The organism is Paenibacillus rhizoplanae, from assembly GCF_042684125.1.
Taxonomy (GTDB): Bacteria; Bacillota; Bacilli; order Paenibacillales; family Paenibacillaceae; genus Paenibacillus_AQ; species Paenibacillus_AQ rhizoplanae.
Genome location: NZ_JBHUKY010000024.1, coordinates 1 through 20464, shown reverse-complemented (window position 1 = coordinate 20464; position 20464 = coordinate 1). Strand labels below are relative to the sequence as shown.

The 20464-nt window shown below is 52.2% G+C and carries 17 protein-coding genes; 3 read left to right on the top strand and 14 right to left on the bottom strand.

Annotated elements, in window-relative coordinates:
- Nucleotides 1-5: 5 nt before the first annotated feature.
- The 8 genes from ACFSX3_RS15135 to ACFSX3_RS15100 form a co-directional block, all read right to left on the bottom strand.
- A complete protein-coding gene (locus ACFSX3_RS15135) occupies nt 6-1595 on the bottom strand; it encodes an extracellular solute-binding protein (protein WP_209994005.1) in 1590 nt (529 codons plus the stop codon).
- A 99-nt stretch (nt 1596-1694) separates the two neighbouring features.
- Nucleotides 1695-2561 carry a carbohydrate ABC transporter permease gene (locus tag ACFSX3_RS15130; RefSeq protein ID WP_076079419.1) on the bottom strand — a complete coding sequence of 289 codons (867 nt, stop codon included), beginning with the start codon at nt 2559-2561 and terminating at the stop codon, nt 1695-1697.
- 11 nt (nt 2562-2572) lie between these two features.
- Nucleotides 2573-3532 (bottom strand): ABC transporter permease, encoded by a 960-nt coding sequence (locus ACFSX3_RS15125; RefSeq protein WP_209994006.1) that lies wholly within the window; start codon nt 3530-3532, stop codon nt 2573-2575.
- 263 nt (nt 3533-3795) lie between these two features.
- Nucleotides 3796-4062: a hypothetical protein gene (locus ACFSX3_RS15120; protein ID WP_209994007.1), complete on the bottom strand. Its 267-nt coding sequence runs from the start codon at nt 4060-4062 to the stop codon at nt 3796-3798.
- A gap of 130 nt (nt 4063-4192) precedes the next feature.
- On the bottom strand, nt 4193-4525 hold the full coding sequence (locus ACFSX3_RS15115) for a DUF3139 domain-containing protein (protein ID WP_209994008.1): 333 nt from the start codon (nt 4523-4525) through the stop codon (nt 4193-4195).
- Nucleotides 4526-4731: 206 nt separating this feature from the next.
- Nucleotides 4732-5235 carry an SDR family NAD(P)-dependent oxidoreductase gene (locus ACFSX3_RS15110; protein ID WP_209994009.1) on the bottom strand — a complete coding sequence of 168 codons (504 nt, stop codon included), beginning with the start codon at nt 5233-5235 and terminating at the stop codon, nt 4732-4734.
- A gap of 116 nt (nt 5236-5351) precedes the next feature.
- Nucleotides 5352-5669: a hypothetical protein gene (locus ACFSX3_RS15105; RefSeq protein WP_209994010.1), complete on the bottom strand. Its 318-nt coding sequence runs from the start codon at nt 5667-5669 to the stop codon at nt 5352-5354.
- 176 nt (nt 5670-5845) lie between these two features.
- Complete coding sequence (locus tag ACFSX3_RS15100; protein ID WP_209994011.1) at nt 5846-7033, bottom strand: hypothetical protein; 1188 nt, start codon at nt 7031-7033, stop codon at nt 5846-5848.
- Between the two features lie 205 nt (nt 7034-7238).
- Here ACFSX3_RS15100 and ACFSX3_RS15095 point away from each other — a divergent pair, with 205 nt between their 5' ends.
- On the top strand, nt 7239-7418 hold the full coding sequence (locus ACFSX3_RS15095) for a hypothetical protein (protein ID WP_209994012.1): 180 nt from the start codon (nt 7239-7241) through the stop codon (nt 7416-7418).
- A gap of 58 nt (nt 7419-7476) precedes the next feature.
- Here ACFSX3_RS15095 and ACFSX3_RS15090 read toward each other — a convergent pair whose 3' ends face one another.
- From ACFSX3_RS15090 to ACFSX3_RS15070, 5 genes are all read right to left on the bottom strand, one after another.
- Complete coding sequence (locus ACFSX3_RS15090; protein WP_209994013.1) at nt 7477-8373, bottom strand: sugar phosphate isomerase/epimerase family protein; 897 nt, start codon at nt 8371-8373, stop codon at nt 7477-7479.
- Between the two features lie 43 nt (nt 8374-8416).
- Nucleotides 8417-9439 carry a LacI family DNA-binding transcriptional regulator gene (locus ACFSX3_RS15085; RefSeq protein WP_209994014.1) on the bottom strand — a complete coding sequence of 341 codons (1023 nt, stop codon included), beginning with the start codon at nt 9437-9439 and terminating at the stop codon, nt 8417-8419.
- Nucleotides 9440-9504: 65 nt separating this feature from the next.
- Nucleotides 9505-11073 carry a DUF3502 domain-containing protein gene (locus ACFSX3_RS15080; RefSeq protein WP_209994015.1) on the bottom strand — a complete coding sequence of 523 codons (1569 nt, stop codon included), beginning with the start codon at nt 11071-11073 and terminating at the stop codon, nt 9505-9507.
- Between the two features lie 79 nt (nt 11074-11152).
- Complete coding sequence (locus ACFSX3_RS15075; protein WP_209994016.1) at nt 11153-12049, bottom strand: carbohydrate ABC transporter permease; 897 nt, start codon at nt 12047-12049, stop codon at nt 11153-11155.
- A gap of 27 nt (nt 12050-12076) precedes the next feature.
- Nucleotides 12077-13012, bottom strand: a complete 936-nt coding sequence (locus ACFSX3_RS15070) for an ABC transporter permease (RefSeq protein WP_339219869.1) — start codon at nt 13010-13012, stop codon at nt 12077-12079.
- A gap of 449 nt (nt 13013-13461) precedes the next feature.
- Between ACFSX3_RS15070 and ACFSX3_RS15065 the strand changes: the two genes are divergently transcribed.
- The gene (locus ACFSX3_RS15065) at nt 13462-16812 is read left to right on the top strand and encodes a GH36-type glycosyl hydrolase domain-containing protein (RefSeq protein WP_379312988.1); all 3351 of its coding nucleotides are present in this window, start codon (nt 13462-13464) and stop codon (nt 16810-16812) included.
- 29 nt (nt 16813-16841) lie between these two features.
- The gene (bglX, locus tag ACFSX3_RS15060) at nt 16842-19007 is read left to right on the top strand and encodes a beta-glucosidase BglX (protein WP_209994018.1); all 2166 of its coding nucleotides are present in this window, start codon (nt 16842-16844) and stop codon (nt 19005-19007) included.
- Between the two features lie 88 nt (nt 19008-19095).
- On the opposite strand, the gene ACFSX3_RS15055 is transcribed toward bglX, so the two are convergent.
- Nucleotides 19096-19866, bottom strand: a complete 771-nt coding sequence (locus ACFSX3_RS15055; RefSeq protein WP_209994019.1) for a DeoR/GlpR family DNA-binding transcription regulator — start codon at nt 19864-19866, stop codon at nt 19096-19098.
- Nucleotides 19867-20464: the final 598 nt, after the last annotated feature.

Here is a 20464-nt window from a genome sequence, read left to right as displayed (position 1 = left end):
ACTGATTATTGTTGTTCCAGATAACGCGCGTAAGCCGTATTATAGATTTCCAGTACTTCATCCAGCTTCAGCTGCTTCAGCTGCTGAACGAATGCGTCATAGCTGCCCTCCACTGTCTCTCCGCCCATGAACCACTTCTGCGAAGTTTCCATCACATAAGTTTCGATCGGCGGGAACAGCTCCTTAATCTTCTTGTCTTCATCCAGGGTGAAGTTCAGCTGCGGCACCTGGTACTCCGGGGCGAAGTAGTTATTGTCCACATACATTTTCACGCCTTCCAGAGCGATCTTATTCGTCCATTGCTCTTCGTAGGCGAAATCCTGATGTCCGCCGATCGTCAACTGGGCACCGGTGGTCTTGATCAAATAATCGACTACAGCAGGCTCATTCAATACCTTCTCGGTGAATACCGGCTTGCCGTCCACCACCGTGTACGTTTCGCCTTCGATTCCAAAGTTATGCAGACGGCGTCCTTCTTCAGTCCACCAGAAGTCCAAATAGCGCAGTACAGCCGCCGGGTCCTTGGCATTCGCTGAAATCGCCCAGCCGGCATCGTTGCCCAGCGGATTGCGCTTGGTTACTTCAAATACCTTGCCGGAGATGCTGGCCGGAGGTGCGATAGGACGCAGCGAGAAATTAGGCAGAGTCGGCTGGAGCTTGTTGTTGTAATTGGCGGTGCTGGCGAACCAGTCATGCACAGAACCGCCGGTATCATTCGCAAAGAGAATATCACGTGCGGTATTGCCGCGGGTGAAGATCTCCTTATCAATCAGCCCTTCCTTGTACCACTTGGCTGTCTCGGTCGCAGCCGTCTTATACTCCGGCTCGTTCGGCCCGTATACGATCTTACCGTCCTTCAGCTTGAAGGACAGCGAGGCATCCCACAGCGGAAATAGGGAAGCGAAGCCGGAAGTGGCATTGCGGGAGAAGAAAGGCACCTCGTCCTTCTTGCCGTTTCCGTTAGGGTCCTGTTCACGGAACGCCTTCAGCACCTCGTAGTACTCCTGAACTGTTGCCGGAGCCTTCAGCCCCAGCTTGTCGAGCCAATCCTGACGGATATACCAGCCCTCCTGGGCTTCCCCGTCAGACACGAACGGCACGACATAAATCTTGCCGTCTGAGGCAGTGATAGCACTCTTAACCGCCTTGTTCCCGTCCAGGAACGCCTTGAAGTTCGGAGCATTCTCGGCCAGCAGGTCATCCAGCGGCACAAGCGCGCCCTGAACAGCGATATTATTAAGTCCGGACAGCTGGTAAGCCACAATATCAGGCAGTTCACCCGAAGCGAGCAGCAGATTCCACGCCTGGGCATCGTCGCCTCCGGTCGGAGCTACATTCTTCAGTGTGACGCCGGTAGCCTTGGCCGCTTCCTGAAAAATCGGCAAATCGCCGTTAATCTGAAGCGCCTGGCTATAATAATAGAAGTTAAGATTTAGCGGTTCCACATTTGCTGCCGGTGAAGCAGAGGCGGCAGGCGAAGCGCCTGAATCATTCGCTGATGGGGATGGGGCTGCCCCCTCGTTGCCGCCTCCGCAGCCTGATATCAGGACGGCCATAAGCGCTGGTGCAAGCAGCAGGCTTTTCATCTTTTTCATATACAATAATCCTCCCTTTTATCTAGTATATCTTATCCCTTTTCTATGCAAACAAGTACGCCTCCGGTCAAGGCTTCCCTGGCGGCACTGCTACTGGCTTCAGCCCTTGATGGAACCGATCATGACTCCGTGTACGAAATACTTCTGGATAAACGGATAGAAGAGCATCATCGGAAGAACGGCAACCACAATCGTGGCGTAGATGACCGTTTCTGCAATCAGATAGGAGCTGTCCGTGACCATCATGGAATCGCTCGGCTTCATCTGTACCACCAGACGGTTCAGCAGCACCTGCAGCGGCACCTTGTCCTCACTGCGCAGCAGCACCATGGCCCAGAAGTATCCGTTCCAGCGCCCCACCGCATAGAAGAGCGTAACTGTCGCCAAGGCAGCCTTGGACAAGGGCAGCATAATCCGCAGCAGAATGGTGGCCTCGCTCGCCCCGTCAATGCGGGCTGCCTCCTCCAGCTCTTCGGGAACAGACTGGAAGAAGGTGCGCAGGATAATAACATTAAAGGTCGAAATAGCGAAGCCGAAGATGATTGCACTCCGCGTATCGAGCATGTCCAGGCTGCGGAAGTTCATATAGATAGGGATAATGCCCGCATTGAAGACAAGCGTGAAGGATATCATCAGATTGATCGCCTTCCGGCCTTTGAGCCTGCGCTTGGACAAGCTGTATGCACCGCAGATCGTAAGTACCATGCTGACCAGTGTACCTGCGACAGTGTAAAAGAGCGTATTGGCGTACCCGAGCCAAATGGTCGGCTCCCGGAAGACCGCCTTATAAGCGTCCAGTGTCGGCTCGACGGGGAACAGAATCACCCGGCCCGACACCACCGCATCCGGAGAACTGAAGGAAGCGGACAGCACATAGAGTACAGGGAACAGGACAATGATCATCAGAAGCGTCAGGAATACATAATTGAAGCGGTAAAAAATCTTTTCGCCGCGGCTTTCTGTCATGATTTCTTCACCTACCAGAGACCGTTGCCGGTGTATTTTTTGCTGAGCCGGTTAGAGATTACAATGAGGAGCAGGCCCACAACCGAGTTGAATAATCCGACTGCTGTAGCCATGTCGTAACGGCCGTTCAAGATCCCTTCCCTGTAGACATAGCTGTTAATGACGTCTGCCGTCTCGTAGGTTGCAGGCTGATAGAGCAGAATAATCGCCTCATAGCCAACCTCCAGCAGACTGCCGATCTTCAGAATCAGCATGATCATGATCGTAGGCAGAATTCCCGGCAGGGTCACATTTAGCATACGCTTCCATTTATTAGCTCCGTCTACCACCGCCGCTTCATACAGATCCGTATTGATGCCTGCCAGCGCTGCAATGTAGATAATCGCAGAGAAGCCCATTTCCTGCCATATGCCCATCGAGACGAAGATGGTGCGGAAATACTCCGGCACGGCGAGGAAATAAATTTTCTCGAGGCCCAGCTGCTCCAGCAGAAGGTTAACGATCCCGTTGCCGGGTGCGAGCAGATTGGTTACGATGCCGCACACAACGACAACAGAGATAAAGTGGGGCAGGTAAGTAATGGTCTGTACCATTTTTTTGAACATGGCGTTCTTCACATCATTAAGCAGCAATGCCAGCAGGATCGGCGCCGGAAATGCGAATAACAGGCTGTACAAGCTGATCAGTAGCGTATTCTTCAGCACCCGCAGGAAGTAATCGCTCTGCAGGAATGTTTCAAAGTGGCTGAAGCCTGCCCACGGACTGTCCGCGATGCCCTGAAAAACGCTGTAATCCTTGAAGGCAATCTGCAGCCCGTACATCGGCTTAAAGGCAAACAGGATATACCATAATACAAAAGGCACAAGGATCGCATACAGGAACCAGTCCCTGCGCAGTGTCTTCCCCAGGCCCCCGGTCTTGACCGTTAATGCCGGCAAGCCGTTCTGACTCTCCTTAATCCGAAGTTTCATCACTTTTCTCTTCCTTCCTTGGCTGCCTGCTCGGCCGCCGCTGTCGTAACTTTATTATAAGTAGCGGCACTGCAAGCCATAAGGCAAAATCCGATTGTAAGGGACGGATATTCAACTGTAACCGGGTTCACCCGGATTGCACGAGTGATCCGAAGGCTTGTGTAAGCCACATTCTGCCCACAGCAAAAAACACCCGCAGCAGGAGAACTATCTCCAGTCTGCAGGTGTTCGGGTAGTATCGTTTCTGCCAAGATCAGGATACGCTAGAAGCTGCGGCTGTCCTGAACATGAATATAGTTAATGCCTTGCGCAGTCAGCTTGGAGCCGCTTGTATTCACGACACGGACTGCTTTTTTGCCTTTGCCGCTGAGGGAGAAGCTGATATTATTAGCCAGTTTGTTCTCCACAATCTGTTCGAGCGCGCTGTGGAATCCGCCAACCGTAATGCCCTCCAGGTTCTCCAGCACCGGTTCTTTGCCCTCTTCAATCGTCTTGAGAATTTGATAGATTAACGACTTGCTTCCGTCCATCCTGATTCGCCTCCTGCATCTATTGTGAGCGTTTACAACACATCTGCCTTGCATGCAAGCTTTTCCACCATTATCTATATTCTCTTATTCGACAGTGCAGAACGATTACCTCTTACCTGGAAATCACGCTTCAATAAAAAGTTTCATCTATATGTTTCCCGTACATGCTGCTGACCCCGACGAGTCTGAACACTCCATTTACTTTGGCATAGGTGTAATTCTGATCAGGTTCATCCTTATACCGTACCTCCGCTTCATAATCGCCCGATTTTAGGCTATAGACTCCACGGATCTCTTGAATATCTGCTGCGGGATACGCTCTGGTATGAACCAGGTACTCCCTTACTTCGCTTGCGATTTGGCTTCTTTTATACGGCAGCCCTGTAAGCGTCACATAGATCCCCCCCGCAACTATAGCGAGTACTACGCCAGCAATGATCACAGTCCGATTAGTAAGCCTCATGCGGATAACCTCCGTTCAACATTAGTTTTTGCTCTGAGTGGGAATAACATAATTTAACATGTGTCAGTTCATTTTACCACACTGATGAATGACAGCACATTGTATTCGGTTTTTAGCATACATTCTACTCTCCGGCCTTAACGCGCAAAAAAGCACCCCTCAAGGTGCTTCCTGCCACTAGCCATTTTTCCTGCCACTTTCCATCCTTATGCGTTCTGGCGGTATATGGGTGCGCCCAGCGGAGAGCTGCCCGCCCCGCCGTCAACGGCGATATCTGCGCCCTGGATATACGAAGAATCATCGGAGGCCAGGAATAGCGCTACCTTAGCCACCTCTTCCGGCACAGCCGCGCGACCCAGCGGAATCGAAGTCACATTGACCCGGAGTATTTCCTCGAAGGCGGCCAGCTCTGTACTGCCCAGCGGTGTAGAGCCCGCGATTCCTGCATTCGCATAGACCACATCCAGTCTGCCGAAGGCCTCAATGGCTGCATTCACAGCCTTCACTGCACTCTGCGGATTGGTCGCGTCCGCCTGAACAGCAACTACATGCTCCGCGCCCAACTCTTCTACCGCTGCATTCAACGATACCGGATTGCGGCCGGTAATGACCACTTTTGCGCCCTCCGCCACAAACAGCCTGGCACTTGCCAGTCCAATCCCGCTATTCCCCCCAGTAATCAATGCAACCTTCCCGTCAAGCTTCCCCATCGTTAACACTCCTCATCCAGTTTATTCGAGACCATTCGTTCTACTATACTCAAAAAAATAATCTGCTTCGTACCAGCATCTTAGTACATTCGAGAACGATCAGTAAAGTATTATCTTTACCGGGCGTTCCCGAATACCATCAGCCATGAAAAAAACAGAAAATATCCCGCAATCCACAATAGCGCCGCAATCATAATGAAGATTCCTGTGTATCCTGCCCAGCCGGGCGGTTTCCTGTAGTACTTCAACAGAAGAAGCGATACAACAATCAGAGCCACAGAGGGGATGCCTAACATCTGCAGCAGCATTATATTCAAGATATCCATGAAGAACCCTTGGAAGAACCATTGGTTCTTCAGCAGGACAAAGAGGGCCAAGCCTGCTATATTTACCACGACAGCGCTGATCCAGATTATTCTAACCGGTCTAACCATGCTTCACCCCCTATGCTATCCCATTACCCGCTAATCGAAAGTATTACACCAAAGCTAACTCCCTTCTCCACAATACCTACCTATTCTTCTGCTGCACCACAAGCAAAAACGGGTCCGCCCTCATAGGGACAAGACCCGTCTTCGTCTTCGTCTTTCGTCATTATCTTACGGACAACCTACCGTCCTGCCGTCTCAAAAGAAAACCGCGCTGTCCAGGTAGCGCCTGCATCTTTGGTAACGTACAGTGTAGAGCTGTTCAGGTCTCTGGCTGCCAGCCAGCCCCGGTTATGATCGGTGAAGGAGATGACCCCCTCGAATCCGGGAACCGCCTTCTGATTACTCCAGGTCCGGCCGTTGTTCTTGGTAAGCCCAACGCCCACCTCCTCCGCTGCCGGCTGGTAACCTGCCAGGAATGCCGTCGTCTTGCCGATCAGCACCATATTGCCCGGGGTACCGGAAGCCGGGCCCTTCTTCGCTACGGCTGCGCCGCTTCCCGGAGCCGGACCGCCGCCTGCGGTCTCCTGGGCAATCACCCGGGTCCAGCTGCCGCCGGAGTTAGAGCTGCCGTAGAGCGAATAGGAAGTCTGCGACATGCCAGAATCGCCGTAGAGCAAGGCGTACACTTGACTGTCATTGGCAGAGATCTGACCGTATATAGGATCAGAGGTTGACGATTTCAGCACCTGCTTCCAGGCTGCTCCGCCGTCAGTTGTCTTCATTACCCGATAGCCGCTGCCAGGAACGATAACCACAGCCCAGCCGTTGCTTCTGCTGGTGAATGCTGCCCCGCGTGTGTTAGCAGGTGTCTTGATCAGACTCCAGCTCTCTCCGCCATCCTTCGTATAATATGTTGATGCGCGGTTGTAGCCGAAGCCCTGGCTGCTGTCCAGGAACTCTACCCGTTCGAAGGTTACCGCCTGGTTCGACAGCCTTGTCCAGGTCGAGCCGCCGTCTGCCGTTCTTAACAGATATTTAGCCTGACCGTCCTTAACTGCGGCAAGCGCCCAGCCATGAACATTATCCGGGAAATCAATCTGCTGGAAGCTCCACTGTCCTTCATAGATCTTCTGGAAATGGCAGCCGCCGTCCGAGGTTCCAATCAGGAAGCCGTTACCGGCTGCGCGCCCGATATTCGTGTTCAGAAACTCCACATCCGAGAAGCTGAGCGGAATGCTGTCAGCTCCGCTATGCGCCTTTTGCAAATCCTGAAGCAGCCCGTGATCTCCAGTCCCGCAAGCCGGTGCTGCAACCGAAGCTGCCGCCGCCTGAACCGGTGAAGCCGCCGCTCCCCAGCCTGACAGGGTAAGTAGACCTGCGCTAAGAAGAGTTACGGTTATCTGCTGTAATCTGGTCGTTCTATTCATCGGTAACACCTCCTGAATATATATACCCTTTGTACAGAACGTTACTCTGACAGTACATGAACATGTTACTCCATCTGAGACCAACTATGTAGGTGTGAAATGGTACAAAACTGTAACCAATTTTGCTGTTAAAATTTCCTAAGCGTGTTTAATAATAAGTAAAGAGATTTACGAGCACACTGCATTCAAGGAGGAAGTGAACCTTATGATAAAACAGGATATTCAGCATGCACTTCTCTCCAATCTGTGGCAACGCGTGCACCTGATCAGCGGAGAAACCTACACCGGAGTATGCAAAATCGACCACTCCTCCGATGCCCTGCATATTGAAACGAATAAAGGGAATTTCACCGTTCCTTATTGGACCATTAAGCGTTTTGTATAAAGCGCACAAAAAGGCCTCATTCCCCGCATCCGTGGAGCATGAGGCCTTTTATATGTGATTATATCACCGGATTGGATACGAAATCTCCGCCCCGGCAATGCTTCAGGTAATTCAGCGCATGGACCTGGCCCATCATCTCCAGCTCCCCCTGATAGACGGGATCATGCCAGCCTTCAATATCAATCGTGCCCTGATAGCCGCCCTGCCGGAGAATGGTGATAATATCCGTCCAGTTCGTATCCCCGAAGCCCGGCGTCCGGTCCCACACATAAGGCTTAGGACCATGAATCCCGTACTCCTTGACAATGTCCCAGGCAATCGTCGCGTCCTTGCCATGCACATGGAAGATTTTATCCACCCACTTGCGCAGCTGCGGGATCGGGTCGATCAGCGCGGTCAGCTGATGGGCAGGCTCCCATTCCAGCCCGAGATTGTCTGCCGTAACGGCGTTGAACATTTTCTCCCAGGCTGTAGGGTTATGGGCGATATTCCAGTCACCCTTCTGCCAGCTCCCGCCCATCGCACAATTCTCAAAAGCAATCCGCAGACCCTTGTCTGCCGCCCGCTTCGACAATTCTCCGAATACCTCAGCGAATCTCGGAAGCGATTCGTCAATGGACGAGCCGGGCAGCCGTCCGGTGAAGCCGCCGATAAGGTCCGTCCCGAACAAGTGGGCATGCTCAATCAGCTGCTCCCAGCCCGCCAAGGTGGCCTCCGTCTCAGACTCCGGCCCGCCGCCAAGCGGATTGCCGTAGATGCCGACAGCAGAGATGACGAAGTGATGCTCAGCCGCCAACTCCCGGACCCGGGCTGCCGTCTCTACCAGATCAATCCCGCCTGTCGTCTGCCAGAAATTCAGTTGAAAGGACTCGAAGCCATGCTTCACAATCTGCGGAATGACCTGGACGGCTTCACCGCCGCGCACAAGCGTACCTATTCTCAGTGAATCTTGCATGATGTTGTCAACTCCAGTTGGTTTTATAGTCAGCGTCCTGCTGTTACCGGCCCTTAATCATCTTGCAAGAGCCCCGTTTGAGCAATACCGCATCATAGACAATGTGCTGATGAGAGGAATGTTTGGTAATCAGGTCGAACAGCACGCCCACACTGGACAGCGCCATTTCAGTGCCCGGCTGGCTGATCGTATCCAGCGCAGGATGATAATATTCCGCCATCTCAATGCCGTCAAATCCAATGATGGAAATATCATCGGGGATAGATAAGCCTGCGGTAAGCACAGCTTTGGCCGCACCGATGGCAATCGTATCGGAGGCCGCAAAGATAGCGGTTACGGTTCTGTCGCGGTTAAGCAGTCTGCGTGCAGCGTTGAAGCCCGAGCTGGGGCTGTATTCACAATCCTCTACGAATCCCGAATTATAAGGTATATTATGTTCTTCCAGCGCCATCTTGTAGCCAAGAAGGCGGCGGCTGCCTGTGGTGTCTTCCAGTAAAGGGGATTTGGCGAGAAAGCCGATGCTTTTATGACCAAGTGAAAGTAAATATGAGGTTGCCTTATAGGCTTCCTTGGATTCATCGATTGTTACGCTTGAGAAGATGGACGGGTCCACTTCCTGTGAGGTGGTGATCGTCGTAAGTACGAACGGGACCGTTAACTGCTTGAACTTCTCTTCGGAATGATTATAGGTACCGCCCATGAAAATAATCCCGCTAAGATTCTTCTCCTTCACCAGTTGAATCGCGGCGTTGATCTCATCGGTCCCGTCCTCCACCTGATGGATAAGGAACGGATATCCGCGCAGATTGACCTGACGTTCAATCTCTTTGATCATAATGGAGAAGAAAGGGTTAGTAATCCCTTTGACCATAAGTGCGATATTCTTGGATTGCGTTGTCTTCAAATTTCTGGCGTTGGAATTGGGAATATAGTTATATTCCTTGACGACACTCAGTACCTTCTCCCGGGTGGCATTGCTCACCAGACCCTTATTATTGATCACTCTGGACACTGTTGAGATGCCTACACCGGATATCCTCGCGATATCCTTAATGTTTACGTCCACACTACTCCCCCATTTATAGGTAAGGGAGCTATAAGATATAGCTCCCCTGTAACCTATACATTCTTTTAGTTAACAGGTGTAAATTCTGCCAATTGTTTCTCTACTTCGGCAATGACCTTGTCAACTCCTGCTTTTTTCAGCTGATCGCGGTATTCTGCTACAGCCGTTTTTGGATCTTTATTTGTTTTACCCAGCATGAGCTGAATACCAAGCTGTGCATTCACGTTCGAGATTGAGGCAATTTCAGTAGTTACATTAGCCGGGTCGAAGCTGAAGCCATTGTACGGATCATCGATCGCTTCTTTATCCCATGCAGCGAACAGGTCTTTACGGACCGGGTTATCAGTATCACTAGGAATCACGAACTTGTCGTTTCTGAGCGACCAAGCCGAGAAGCCGCCGCCGTCTGTTTTTTCATTGAAGCCCTGCGGCTGTTTCTTCACGCCATCTTCAATCACGTAGTGCTTGCCTTCGATACCGTATTGCATCAGGTTGTAGTAACTTGCATCGGTCATGAATTTCTCAATTACCATGAGTGAACGCTCTGGGTTAGAGGAGTTCGCACTGATTACTGTCGAGTTGTCTACACCCATCTTACGTTTGATTTTCTTGTTGGCTTCAGCAAAAGTATAGAAGGCTGTAGGAGAATTAGGCAGCGCCTTGATATCTCCGCCATACTGGCCGATCCAGTCCTGGGCATGAGTCAGATAACCCGCAGAGTTCGCGGCTCTGAAGTTGTCTTTGCTGCCGAGGGAAGCGGACAGAACGTCTTTACCCCAGTAGCCCTTGTCGCCCCACTCACGCATTTTCACAGCCCAATCCTCGAATTCCTGGGTGAAGGCTGGATGGAATACTTTTTTGTAATCCTCCGGGCTCTTGGTAACCAGATTCAGTTCATTCAGCGAGATACCAGGTGCGTTCAGCCACATGTCTGTAGTATCTACGAGCATTCTGTACATGTTCTGAGCATCCTCAGCCTTACCGTTGATTGGAGGGAAGGATTCTTTGGCAACCACATTATCCATGTATTTAACCATATCATCAATCGACTTAATTTCAGTCATGCCGTATTTCTTCATCAGGTCGGTACGGTAGGCATAACCGGCAGGCGTGTATTCACTGAACAGACTCGGTACGCCATAGATTTTGCCATCTACCTTAGTATTCTGCCAGGAGGATTCAGGAACCTCTGCCTTCAGCTTAGGAGCCACCTTGTCCAGCATATCGGTAATGTCCGTCAGCGCACCTTCAGTAGCCAGGGTGTAGTAGGACACAGGAGCACCAGGTGATGCATGTGACAGATCGAACGATTCGCCGGAAGCGAACAGCAGCGGATACTTGGTTGCTACGTCTCCCCAGTCAATATATTTGATTTCAAGCGTAGTATTCAGATCGGCCTTAAGCTTCTTGTTAATCTCGGCCAGAATGTCTTTATTGGTAACTCCTTCACTGCCCCACAGGTAGTACGTCAACTTTGCTTCCTTAGAAGTGTCTACGCCTCCTGTGCTTGTGGATGGAGCATTCGACCCTGCCGGAGTATTGCCATTTGCATTATTGTTCGATGAACACGCGGATAGCACTCCAGTAAGCATGAGGACAGCAGCTAGAGAAGAAGCAATCTTTTTACCTTTCATTCGGTAAGCCTCCCTTTTCTTTTCTATATTATGGATCTTGCATCTATAACAAACACCCTTCAATTGAAGCAGGCGTCCATTAACCCTTGACAGCACCGATGGTAAGACCGGTTACGAAGTAACGCTGAATGAATGGATACAGGAGAATGATCGGGCCTGTGGCCAGCACGGCTGTAGCCATTTTGATCGATTGGGTCGGCAGATCGGCTGTATTAATGACCGCCCCCGAGTTGATGAGACTGCCCATATTCGCCTGGTTGATCATGCGCTGCAGGAAGTACTGGAGCGGGAACTTGCTCTGAGTGTCCATGTACAGCATTCCGTTGTACCACTCATTCCAGAAGCCCAGTGCCGAGAACAGTCCGATCGTTGCCAGTGACGGAACCGCCAGCGGCATGAAGATCCGCCAGTAGATGCGGAAATCGCCTGCGCCGTCAATCGTCGCTGATTCATACAGGGAATCCGGGATTGCCTTCATGAAGTTACGCATCAGGAAGATCGACCACGCCCCTACCACCGCCGGGAGAATCATGGCGAACAGATTGTCCTTGAGGTGCAGATGCTTAACCATCAGAATGTAAGTCGGAATCAATCCTCCGCTGAACAAGGTGGTGAAATAGATCAGGAAGGAGAAGAAGTTACGGTATTTGAAATCCTTGCGGTTCAGGACAAATCCGGCCATGGACATCATGAACAGCCCGAGCACCGTACCGACGACTGTGATAAAGATCGTTACCTGATAAGCATCCACCAGCTTGGAGGAGTTACTGAGCAACAATTCATAGGCCTTGAAAGAAATCTCATTCGGTATCAGCTTGTACCCCTCGCGGATAATCTCCTGCTCATTCATGAAGGAGGAAGAGATCATCAGCGCAAACGGGAACACGCAAATCAGCGCGAATATGGAGATGCAAATGTAACTGATGAGCTTAATGAAAATGCTGCCTGAATCCTGTTTAATAGTACTGCTTGCCATATTAACACCCCTATTTCTTATCTTGTCTTAGAATAACGCGCTGTCCGGTTCAACCTTGCGTACAATAAAGTTAACGACAAGCACCAGAACCAGACCGAATAAGGATTGGTAGAAGCCAACAGCAGCACCCATGGAGAAGTTAAATTGTCCCACGAGCGACCGGAAGACATAAGTATCTATAATATCCGTCTGCGGATACAGCACGGAGTTTGTTCCAATCAAATTGTAGAAGAGATCGAAGGAGCCTTTGAGAATTCCGCCCATACCGAACAGGAGGAGCAGAATGAAGGTTGGCTTCAGAATCGGCAGAGTCATATAACGGATACGCTGCCAGGTAGTGGCGCCGTCCATATAGGCTGCTTCATAGAGATCATGGTTAATCCCCGTAATGGCTGCCAGATAGACAATCATACCGTAACCGGTACTTGCCCAGATCTTGAACCCTACAATGATGTATTTCCAGATTCCAGCGTCGGAGTAGAACTCAATCTTGTCTAAGCCCGTACTGGTAAGCATGGTATTGATAAACCCGGAGTTGAAATTGAACAGGTTATACGCGAACACGCCGACGATAACCATCGAAATGAAGTTCGGAAGCAGAATAACCGACTGGGAGATCTTCTTGAACCACTTGCCCGCAATCTCCGACAGCATGATGGCAAATACAATCTGGATGATGTTACCCAATGCGAGGAACACCAGATTGTAGAGCAAAGTATTCTTGGTGATATTCCAGAGGTCTCCGTTCTGAATCAGGAACTCAAAATTCTTGAGTCCGATAAAGTCACTGCCAAAGATCCCTTTGTTGAGCTTGTAATCTACGAATGCAACGTAAGCGCCAGGCATTACCGCATAATGAAACACAGCAAAATACACAATGACAGGCAGCAGCATGAGATACAGCACTTTGTTCTTCAATAATTCCCGGACAACATTTCCGCCCGATTGTACAAATCTTGCCAATGAACCCACCTCCAAATTGAACAATGCATTCTACTACAGCATAATCTAACCATTCTTCATACAAATAACCACTTCATTAACAGAATCACATCATTTAACACTTCTTTATTAACCCATATTAGCTCATATAGAAACGTTTCCATTATTTCTTTGTGTTTCCCCTGCTCAGAGCATACTCCTTCCTTGTATACGCTGTCAAACATTTTTTATTTTTAAATAACAAGTAATAAAATTACAATTTGCTGATCATAATAGATGAAAAGGCGTTTTTTTTATAGATAATTGACTTTTTTCGGTCAAAAGTCTAAACTCTGAATGGATAGCTTATGGAAACGTTTCTATTTATTCTTTACACGGACATGTTAGCCTTTTTAGTGACATCTGGTGATGAATTCCCCTATTCTGATCAATTTCATGTCCTATTCAAGCACTGGAAAGAGAGGGTCGATATGATATTCACTCAACAAATGAACATGATTACCTTAACCCGTGATGACCTGTCGTATACATTCCTGCCCACAGGAGATATCTTTGAATTCACGCAGGCTTCTACTCTTATTAATCTGTTCCAAGGCAATCCGGCAGACGGCTCTACCAATAATATCTATCTGCGCGTATATACGGAGCAAGGAATCAGCAGCTATCCGCTGCTCGGTATCCACTCAGGCTCCAAGCTGTCGGGTACGGATGACAGACTCATTTATGAAGGTTCTATAGAAGCAATAAATTACCGGGTCACCTTCGCACCGGCCAAGGACGGCATCTGGTTCTGGCAGCTTCAGCTCTCCGGCAGCGGCGAGACTGTGGATGTGGTGTATGGCCAGGACGTTGGTATTGCGGAAAAAGGCAGTATCCTCGCCAATGAGCTGTATATGAGCCAATATCTGGATCACAGCATCTGGGAAGGCCCGCAGGGCTACGCCGTATGCTCACGCCAGAACCAGCCGCAGGGCACGGACTTCCCTTATCTCCAGCAGGGTGTAGTCGGTTCACGGGCTGTAGGCTATTCCACCGATGGTATGCAGTTCTTCGGCATTTCCTATAAAGGAAGCTATGTGCCTGAAGCGCTCGCCGGCAATCTGCAGAACCGTAATTATCAGTACGAGCTGGCTTATACTGCACTCCAGACCGAGAAGATGGTCTTGTCTGCTCCGGTTGAATTCGCCTTCTATGGCCTGTTCCGTCCGAATCATCCGGCAGCTGTAACCGAGCTTGAATTCCAGGCGGAGCTGGAGGCAGCTTATGCAGAGATCGACTGGAGCGGCAAGGAAGCCGTGCCAAACCGGGATGTTCCTGTGCTGAGTGACGATATCGGCAAGCCTTATGTGTCTGCGCAGTGGTCACAGGCCGAGATCGATGCTGCCTTCCCTAACCGGAAGCTTGAGGAGACCCAGAACGGTCAGCTGCTCTCCTTCTTCACAGACGGACATGTCCATGTGGTCCTGCAGCCTAAGGAGCTGCTGGTGGAACGTCCGCATGGCCATATCATCACCTCGCTGCTGGGCGACAAGCAGGTAGACAACAACCTGATCTCTTCCACCAACTATATGTACGGGATTTTCAACGGACAGACCGTGGTGGGGAATACCTCTTTCCATAAAGGGCTCTCCACGCCGCGCGGCCTGCTGAACATTCAGCGCAATAGCGGTCAGCGGATCTACGTCCGCATGGACGGGGTCTACCGGATTCTTACACTGCCTGCGGCTTACGAGATGGGCGTGAATTTTGCGAAATGGCATTATCAGCTTGAAGACGATGTGTTGACCGTTACCTCGATCGCCGCAGCGGGTCAGCCGGATGTTGCCCTTCAGGTTCAGTCGAAGCTGGGCAGATCCTACGATTATCTGATCACGAATCAGCTGGTGATGGGCGAACATGAATTCAAGCAGCCGGTAAGGGTTGAAGAAAAGGACGGCATTCTGCAGCTTCTTCCGGATGAAGCATCCCTTCACAAGCTCCCTTATCCGGGCCTGCATTTCGATATTCAGCTGCCGGGAACCGCATATACGTACAGTGACGACCGGATGTTCTATGCTGACAGACAGCCGCGCAACGGCACCCTGCTTACCCTGTCGGTGACACAGTCCTCCGGCTTCCAGCTTGTGCTTCAGGGCAGACTAACAGCAGCGGAGGCTCTTCCGCTGGCGGCACCTTACACACTGGAGAAGGAACAGGCGCAGTTTAACGAATTCTATTCTTCGTTCACCTCCGGCTTCCAGCTTGAGATTGATGGCGCTGAGCAGGCGCGGATTAATATTCTGAACGAGACCGCTTGGTGGTACACCCATAATGCGATGACCCACTTCATCATGCCGCATGGTCTTGAACAGCCGGGCGGAGCAGCCTGGGGCACACGCGATGTCTGCCAGGGACCAATGGAATACTTCCTGATGACCCAGCATTATGAGCTGGCCCGCAATACCCTGCTGAAGATCTATTCCCATCAGCTGTGGGAGAGCAAGGAATGGCCGCAATGGTTCATGTTCGACCAGCATCCGGTTCAGGCCCATGAATGGCATGGTGACGTTGTGCTCTGGCCGCTCAAATGCATCAGCGATTACATCATGGCTACCGGTGACTACTCGATTCTTAACGAAGAAATCGGCTATCACCATCTGGCGGATGCTCAGCCAAGCCAGCAGACCGAGACCATCCTTGAACATGTGAAGGCTGCCGTAGTGACCATCCGTGAACGCTTCATACCGGGTACGTCTCTGATCAACTATGCCGGCGGCGACTGGGATGATACCCTCCAGCCTGCCAATGAAGCGCTCAAGACCAAGCTGGTCAGCGCATGGACGGTAGCGCTCGCCTTCCAGGTGATCCGCAATCTGTCGCAGGTGACTTCCGCCGATCCTGAATTCTCCGCCAGCCTGGCAGTTATGGCCGAAGAGATGAAGGAATCGTTCCGTACCCTTCTGATCAAAGACGGCGTGATCGCCGGCTTCGCTTACTTCCAGGAGGACGGCAGCATTGATTATATGCTCCACCCGCTGGATCAGCAGACCGGCATTCATTACCGGCTATTGCCGATGACCCGCAGCATTATTGCCGAGCTGGTCACACCGGAACAGGCCGCAGCCAATCTGCGTCTGATCGATGAGCATCTGAACTGCCCTGACGGAGTACGCCTGATGGACCGTCCTGCCCGCTATGAAGGCGGCGTAAGCACCATCTTCCGCCGTGCCGAGCAGGCCGCCAGCGTTGGCCGCGAGGTCAGCCTGCAATATGTACACGCCCATATCCGCTATATTGAAGCATCCGCCAAGCTGGGCGAAGCGAAGCGTGCCTGGGACGGCCTGTTCCAGATTAACCCGATCAACATCCGTCAGAGCGTGCCTAATGCCCAGCTGCGCCAGAGCAACATGTACTTCAGCAGCTCGGACGGTGACTTCCCTGACCGTTACAGCTATCAGGAGAACTTCGATCAGCTGCGTGACGGCAGCGTAGAGGTGAAGGGCGGCTGGCGCTTGTATTCCAGCGGTCCCGGGATCTATCTCAATCAGCTGATCTCAGCCGTTCTGGGTATCCGCTTCAGTGAAGAAGAGCTGATTATTGATCCGGTCCTTCCGGCCAGCCTTGACGGCCTGCGCTTCACTTATGAGTGCTTCGGCAAGAAGCTGACCTTCGTCTATCACATTAGCGCAGGTAAGGCCCGCACCCCGGAAGTGCAGGCAGCAGGCGTTGCTGTTACCGGACAGGTTCTGTCCAATCCATACCGCCCGGGCGCGGTAAGCATTGCCAAGAATCACCTGCTTACGCTGCCCGGCGATGAGCTGCATATCTATGTAACACAATAACTTTCAGTACGCTTACGAAGGAGTTAGCCATGACTAAACCGTTTATCCAGGATCTCGTGAACGATATGACACTAGACGAGAAGTTAGCCCAGCTTACCCAGCTTGGTCCATACTATTGGGGTCTGGATGATACCGTGGATTTGACGGGTCCATTCAAAGAACTTAATATCGAGCCGCAGGTGATCAAAAGCATCGGAAGCGTTCTGAACGGCATTGGTGCACGGAATGTCATTGAGCTACAGACCCGGCATTTGGAAACCAGCCGCCTGAAGATCCCGCTGATCTTCATGGCCGATGTCATTCACGGCTACCGGACCATTCTGCCGATTCCGCTCGCTATGGGCTGCACCTTCGATCTTGAGGCCTGCGAACGATTCGCTGAGGTAGCCGCCCGGGAGAGCGCTGCCGCCGGCATTCACCTCACCTTCTCTCCGATGACCGACCTCGTGCGCGATCCGCGCTGGGGACGGGTCATGGAGACCTCCGGTGAGGACCCTTACCTGAACGCCCGGGTGACCGAGAGCATGGTCCGTGGCTACCAGGGCAAGGACATGAAGGAGCCGGGGCGGATCGCTGCCTGCGTGAAGCATTTCGCCGGCTACGGCGCGCCTGAAGGCGGCCGTGAATATAACACGGTGGACATGTCCACCGGCGTACTCCGTGAATTCTATCTGCCAGCCTACAAGGCGGCAGTAGATGCCGGTGTCGCTATGGTCATGGCTGCGTTCAATACCATTGACCGCATTCCATCCAGCGGCAACAGCAAGCTCCTGCGCGGCATTCTCCGCGAGGAGTGGGGCTTCGATGGGGTCACCATCGCCGACTTCAACTCCGTGAACGAGCTGGTTCCCCACGGCGCGGCGCAAGACGGCCGTGAAGCTGCCTTGAAAAGCCTGGCCGCCGGACTGGATATCGAGATGATGTCCACCCACTATCTGAACCACGCTGCCGGGCTAGTTGAAGAAGGTCTGCTCGACCTCGGTCTGATCGACGAAGCGGTTACGCGGGTACTGGAGCTTAAGGATGCCCTCGGCCTGTTCGACAACCCGTTCAAGGATGCCGACCCTGTAGCAGATGAAGCCGATAAGCCAAGCCCAGAGCATCTTCAGGCAGCACGCGAGATGGGCGCCAGTTCGATCGTCCTGCTGAAGAACGAAGGCGGAGTCCTGCCGCTGAAGCGCGGGATGAAGATCGGCCTCGCCGGTCCCTTCGCTACCTCGATCAATGTTCTTGGCGGCTGGGCCGGTACCGAGAAAGACCCGGCGGTCTCCCTCTACACCGGCATCACCGGCAAAATCCCGGCAGCGGACCTGCTCACGGCGATGACCGGCGAGCTGGGAAGTATGCTGGAGGGTATATTCGATGTGGAGGATGAGTCCGAAGCGGCTTACGAGCAGCTTAAAGACTGTGATGTCATTCTTGCCGCAGTCGGCGAGAATCAGCAGGATACCGGGGAAGGCGGCAGTAAAGCCAGCCTGCGGCTATCCGCCAACCAGGAGAAGCTGATCCACCGCCTCAAGGCGGCGGGCAAGCCGGTGGTCACCATTGTGTTCAGCGGCCGCCCGCTGGAGCTTGCGCCAGTGCTTGAGTCAAGCGACGCGCTGGTACAGGCATGGTTCCTCGGCACGGAGTCGGGCAATTCCATTGCAGATGTGCTGTTCGGCGATTACAACCCGTCCGGACGACTCTCCATGAGCTTCCCTTACTCCGTGGGACAGATTCCGGTGTACTATAACGCTTATCAGACGGGACGTCCTTATGATCCCCAGTACCCGAATGTGCGTTATGTAACCCGGTATCTGGATATTCCGAATGATCCGCTCTTCTGCTTCGGCTATGGTCTGAGCTACTCCACCTTTGCCTACAGCGGCTTCACGGTAGAAGCTGCGGCAGACGGTAAGGTGCTTGCCTCCATCCAACTGGAGAACACCTCGGAGGTTACCGGCAAGGAGACCGTTCAGCTCTATATCCGCGATGTTACCGCCAGTGTGGTCCGTCCCGGCAAGGAGCTGAAGGGCTTCCAGCAGATTACCCTCGCCCCGCATGAGAAGCAGACGGTATCCTTCGAGATCACCAGAGACATGCTCATGTTCTACGGCCAGGATGATCAGCTGGTGTTCGAGCCTGGAGACTTCGATATTATGCTCGGTGCAAGCTCCAGCAACCACAGTACGCAGCGGATCTGGATCGGCTGACCACTAATTGAATGACACAGCAAATAGCGCCAATCCGCTCACCTTAGGGTGAACAAGGATTGGCGCTTTTATGTTGCACAGCTCCGCGTTACGATCCGGTCAATAGCTCTATATCCAGCCGGGCAAAAGTATCCTTCCATTCCGCAGAGCAGCCGCTGTCCGTCAGCACCATGGAGATATGCCCCAGCGGAGCAATCTGGGCAAAGGTTGTGATCCCGAATTTGGAATGATCCGCGACCAGAATGGATTCTTCGGCCCGTTCCATCATTTTGCGGGAGATCAGGGCTTCCTCCAGGTGGTAGTCGGTGATGCCCTCCGAGAGCGAGATCCCGCCGGCAGAGATGAACGCCTTATTCACCTTGAACTGACCCAGCAGATCATGGGCGGTGCCCCCTACTGCCGCCTGATATCCTGCATTCACCTCGCCCCCGGCAAAAATAACCTTCCCCTCAAACTGCTCCAGCGCACAATTCAGGATCGGAACGGAGTTCGTAATCACCGTCACCTGTGTACGGTCCTTAAGCGCTCGCATAATCTCAAGGGTCGTTGTCCCGTTGTCGAGGATCACCGTCTCGCCGTCTTGAATAAGCGAGGCTGCCAGCCTGCCGATGGCCTGCTTGCCCGGCAGATGCATCTGGGCACGCTTCATGAATGTAGGCTCATGACTCTCCGACCGAATCCGCACCGCTCCCCCGTACACCTTTCGCAGCCGCCCTTCCTTCTCCAGCCGGTCGAGATCGCGCCGGATCGTCTCCGTCGTCACCCCGAACCGCTCCGCGAGAAAATGCACCTGCACCTTCCCTGCAAGCTCCAGCTGGGCGAGTATCGTGTGTTTGCGTTCTTCATAGGTCAGCGACATCCATGCTTCCTCCTGTTGTTGTGGATTAATTATATAGATTGTACTTTTGTTATTTCTATGATGGGATTGGTCGTGACTCCAGAGAATATTTGGCCCTCCGGCCGCTGTTGTCCCCAGATTTCTTTGATTCAGCCGCTTCTCGCGGTAGAAATCCGGTGACAAAGGCGGACGCTATCGCTCCTACAGTTCCAAAATTCCCCTCCGCCACTTTTCCCTTTTCATATATTTTCAGTTCAAACTAGTACCTCATCAGTCTTTAAACTGTAGGTAAGGTCCGATCTTCAGGGGGTGGAGGAACAGAACCACAGCAACCGATAAGTTCCTAACGGACCGGAGAGGCGTTAGATGTAAGAAAACACCACTTTTTGTGAGTTAACGGACCGAGTGGGGCCTTATGGTCCTGTTAATACAACATTAGAAGCGGGATTTCCCGGAATAAGGGCCATGGGGTCCGCTACTTGCTCTAGTGGGGACATTCTTCCGGAATAAGGGCTCCTCTGGACCTCTGTCAAGAAAGTAGATACTCACGCAACGGATGCCGTCGTAAACTGCTTAGCGAATCGGGCGGGGGAAAGATACCCCAGCGTGCCATGCATTC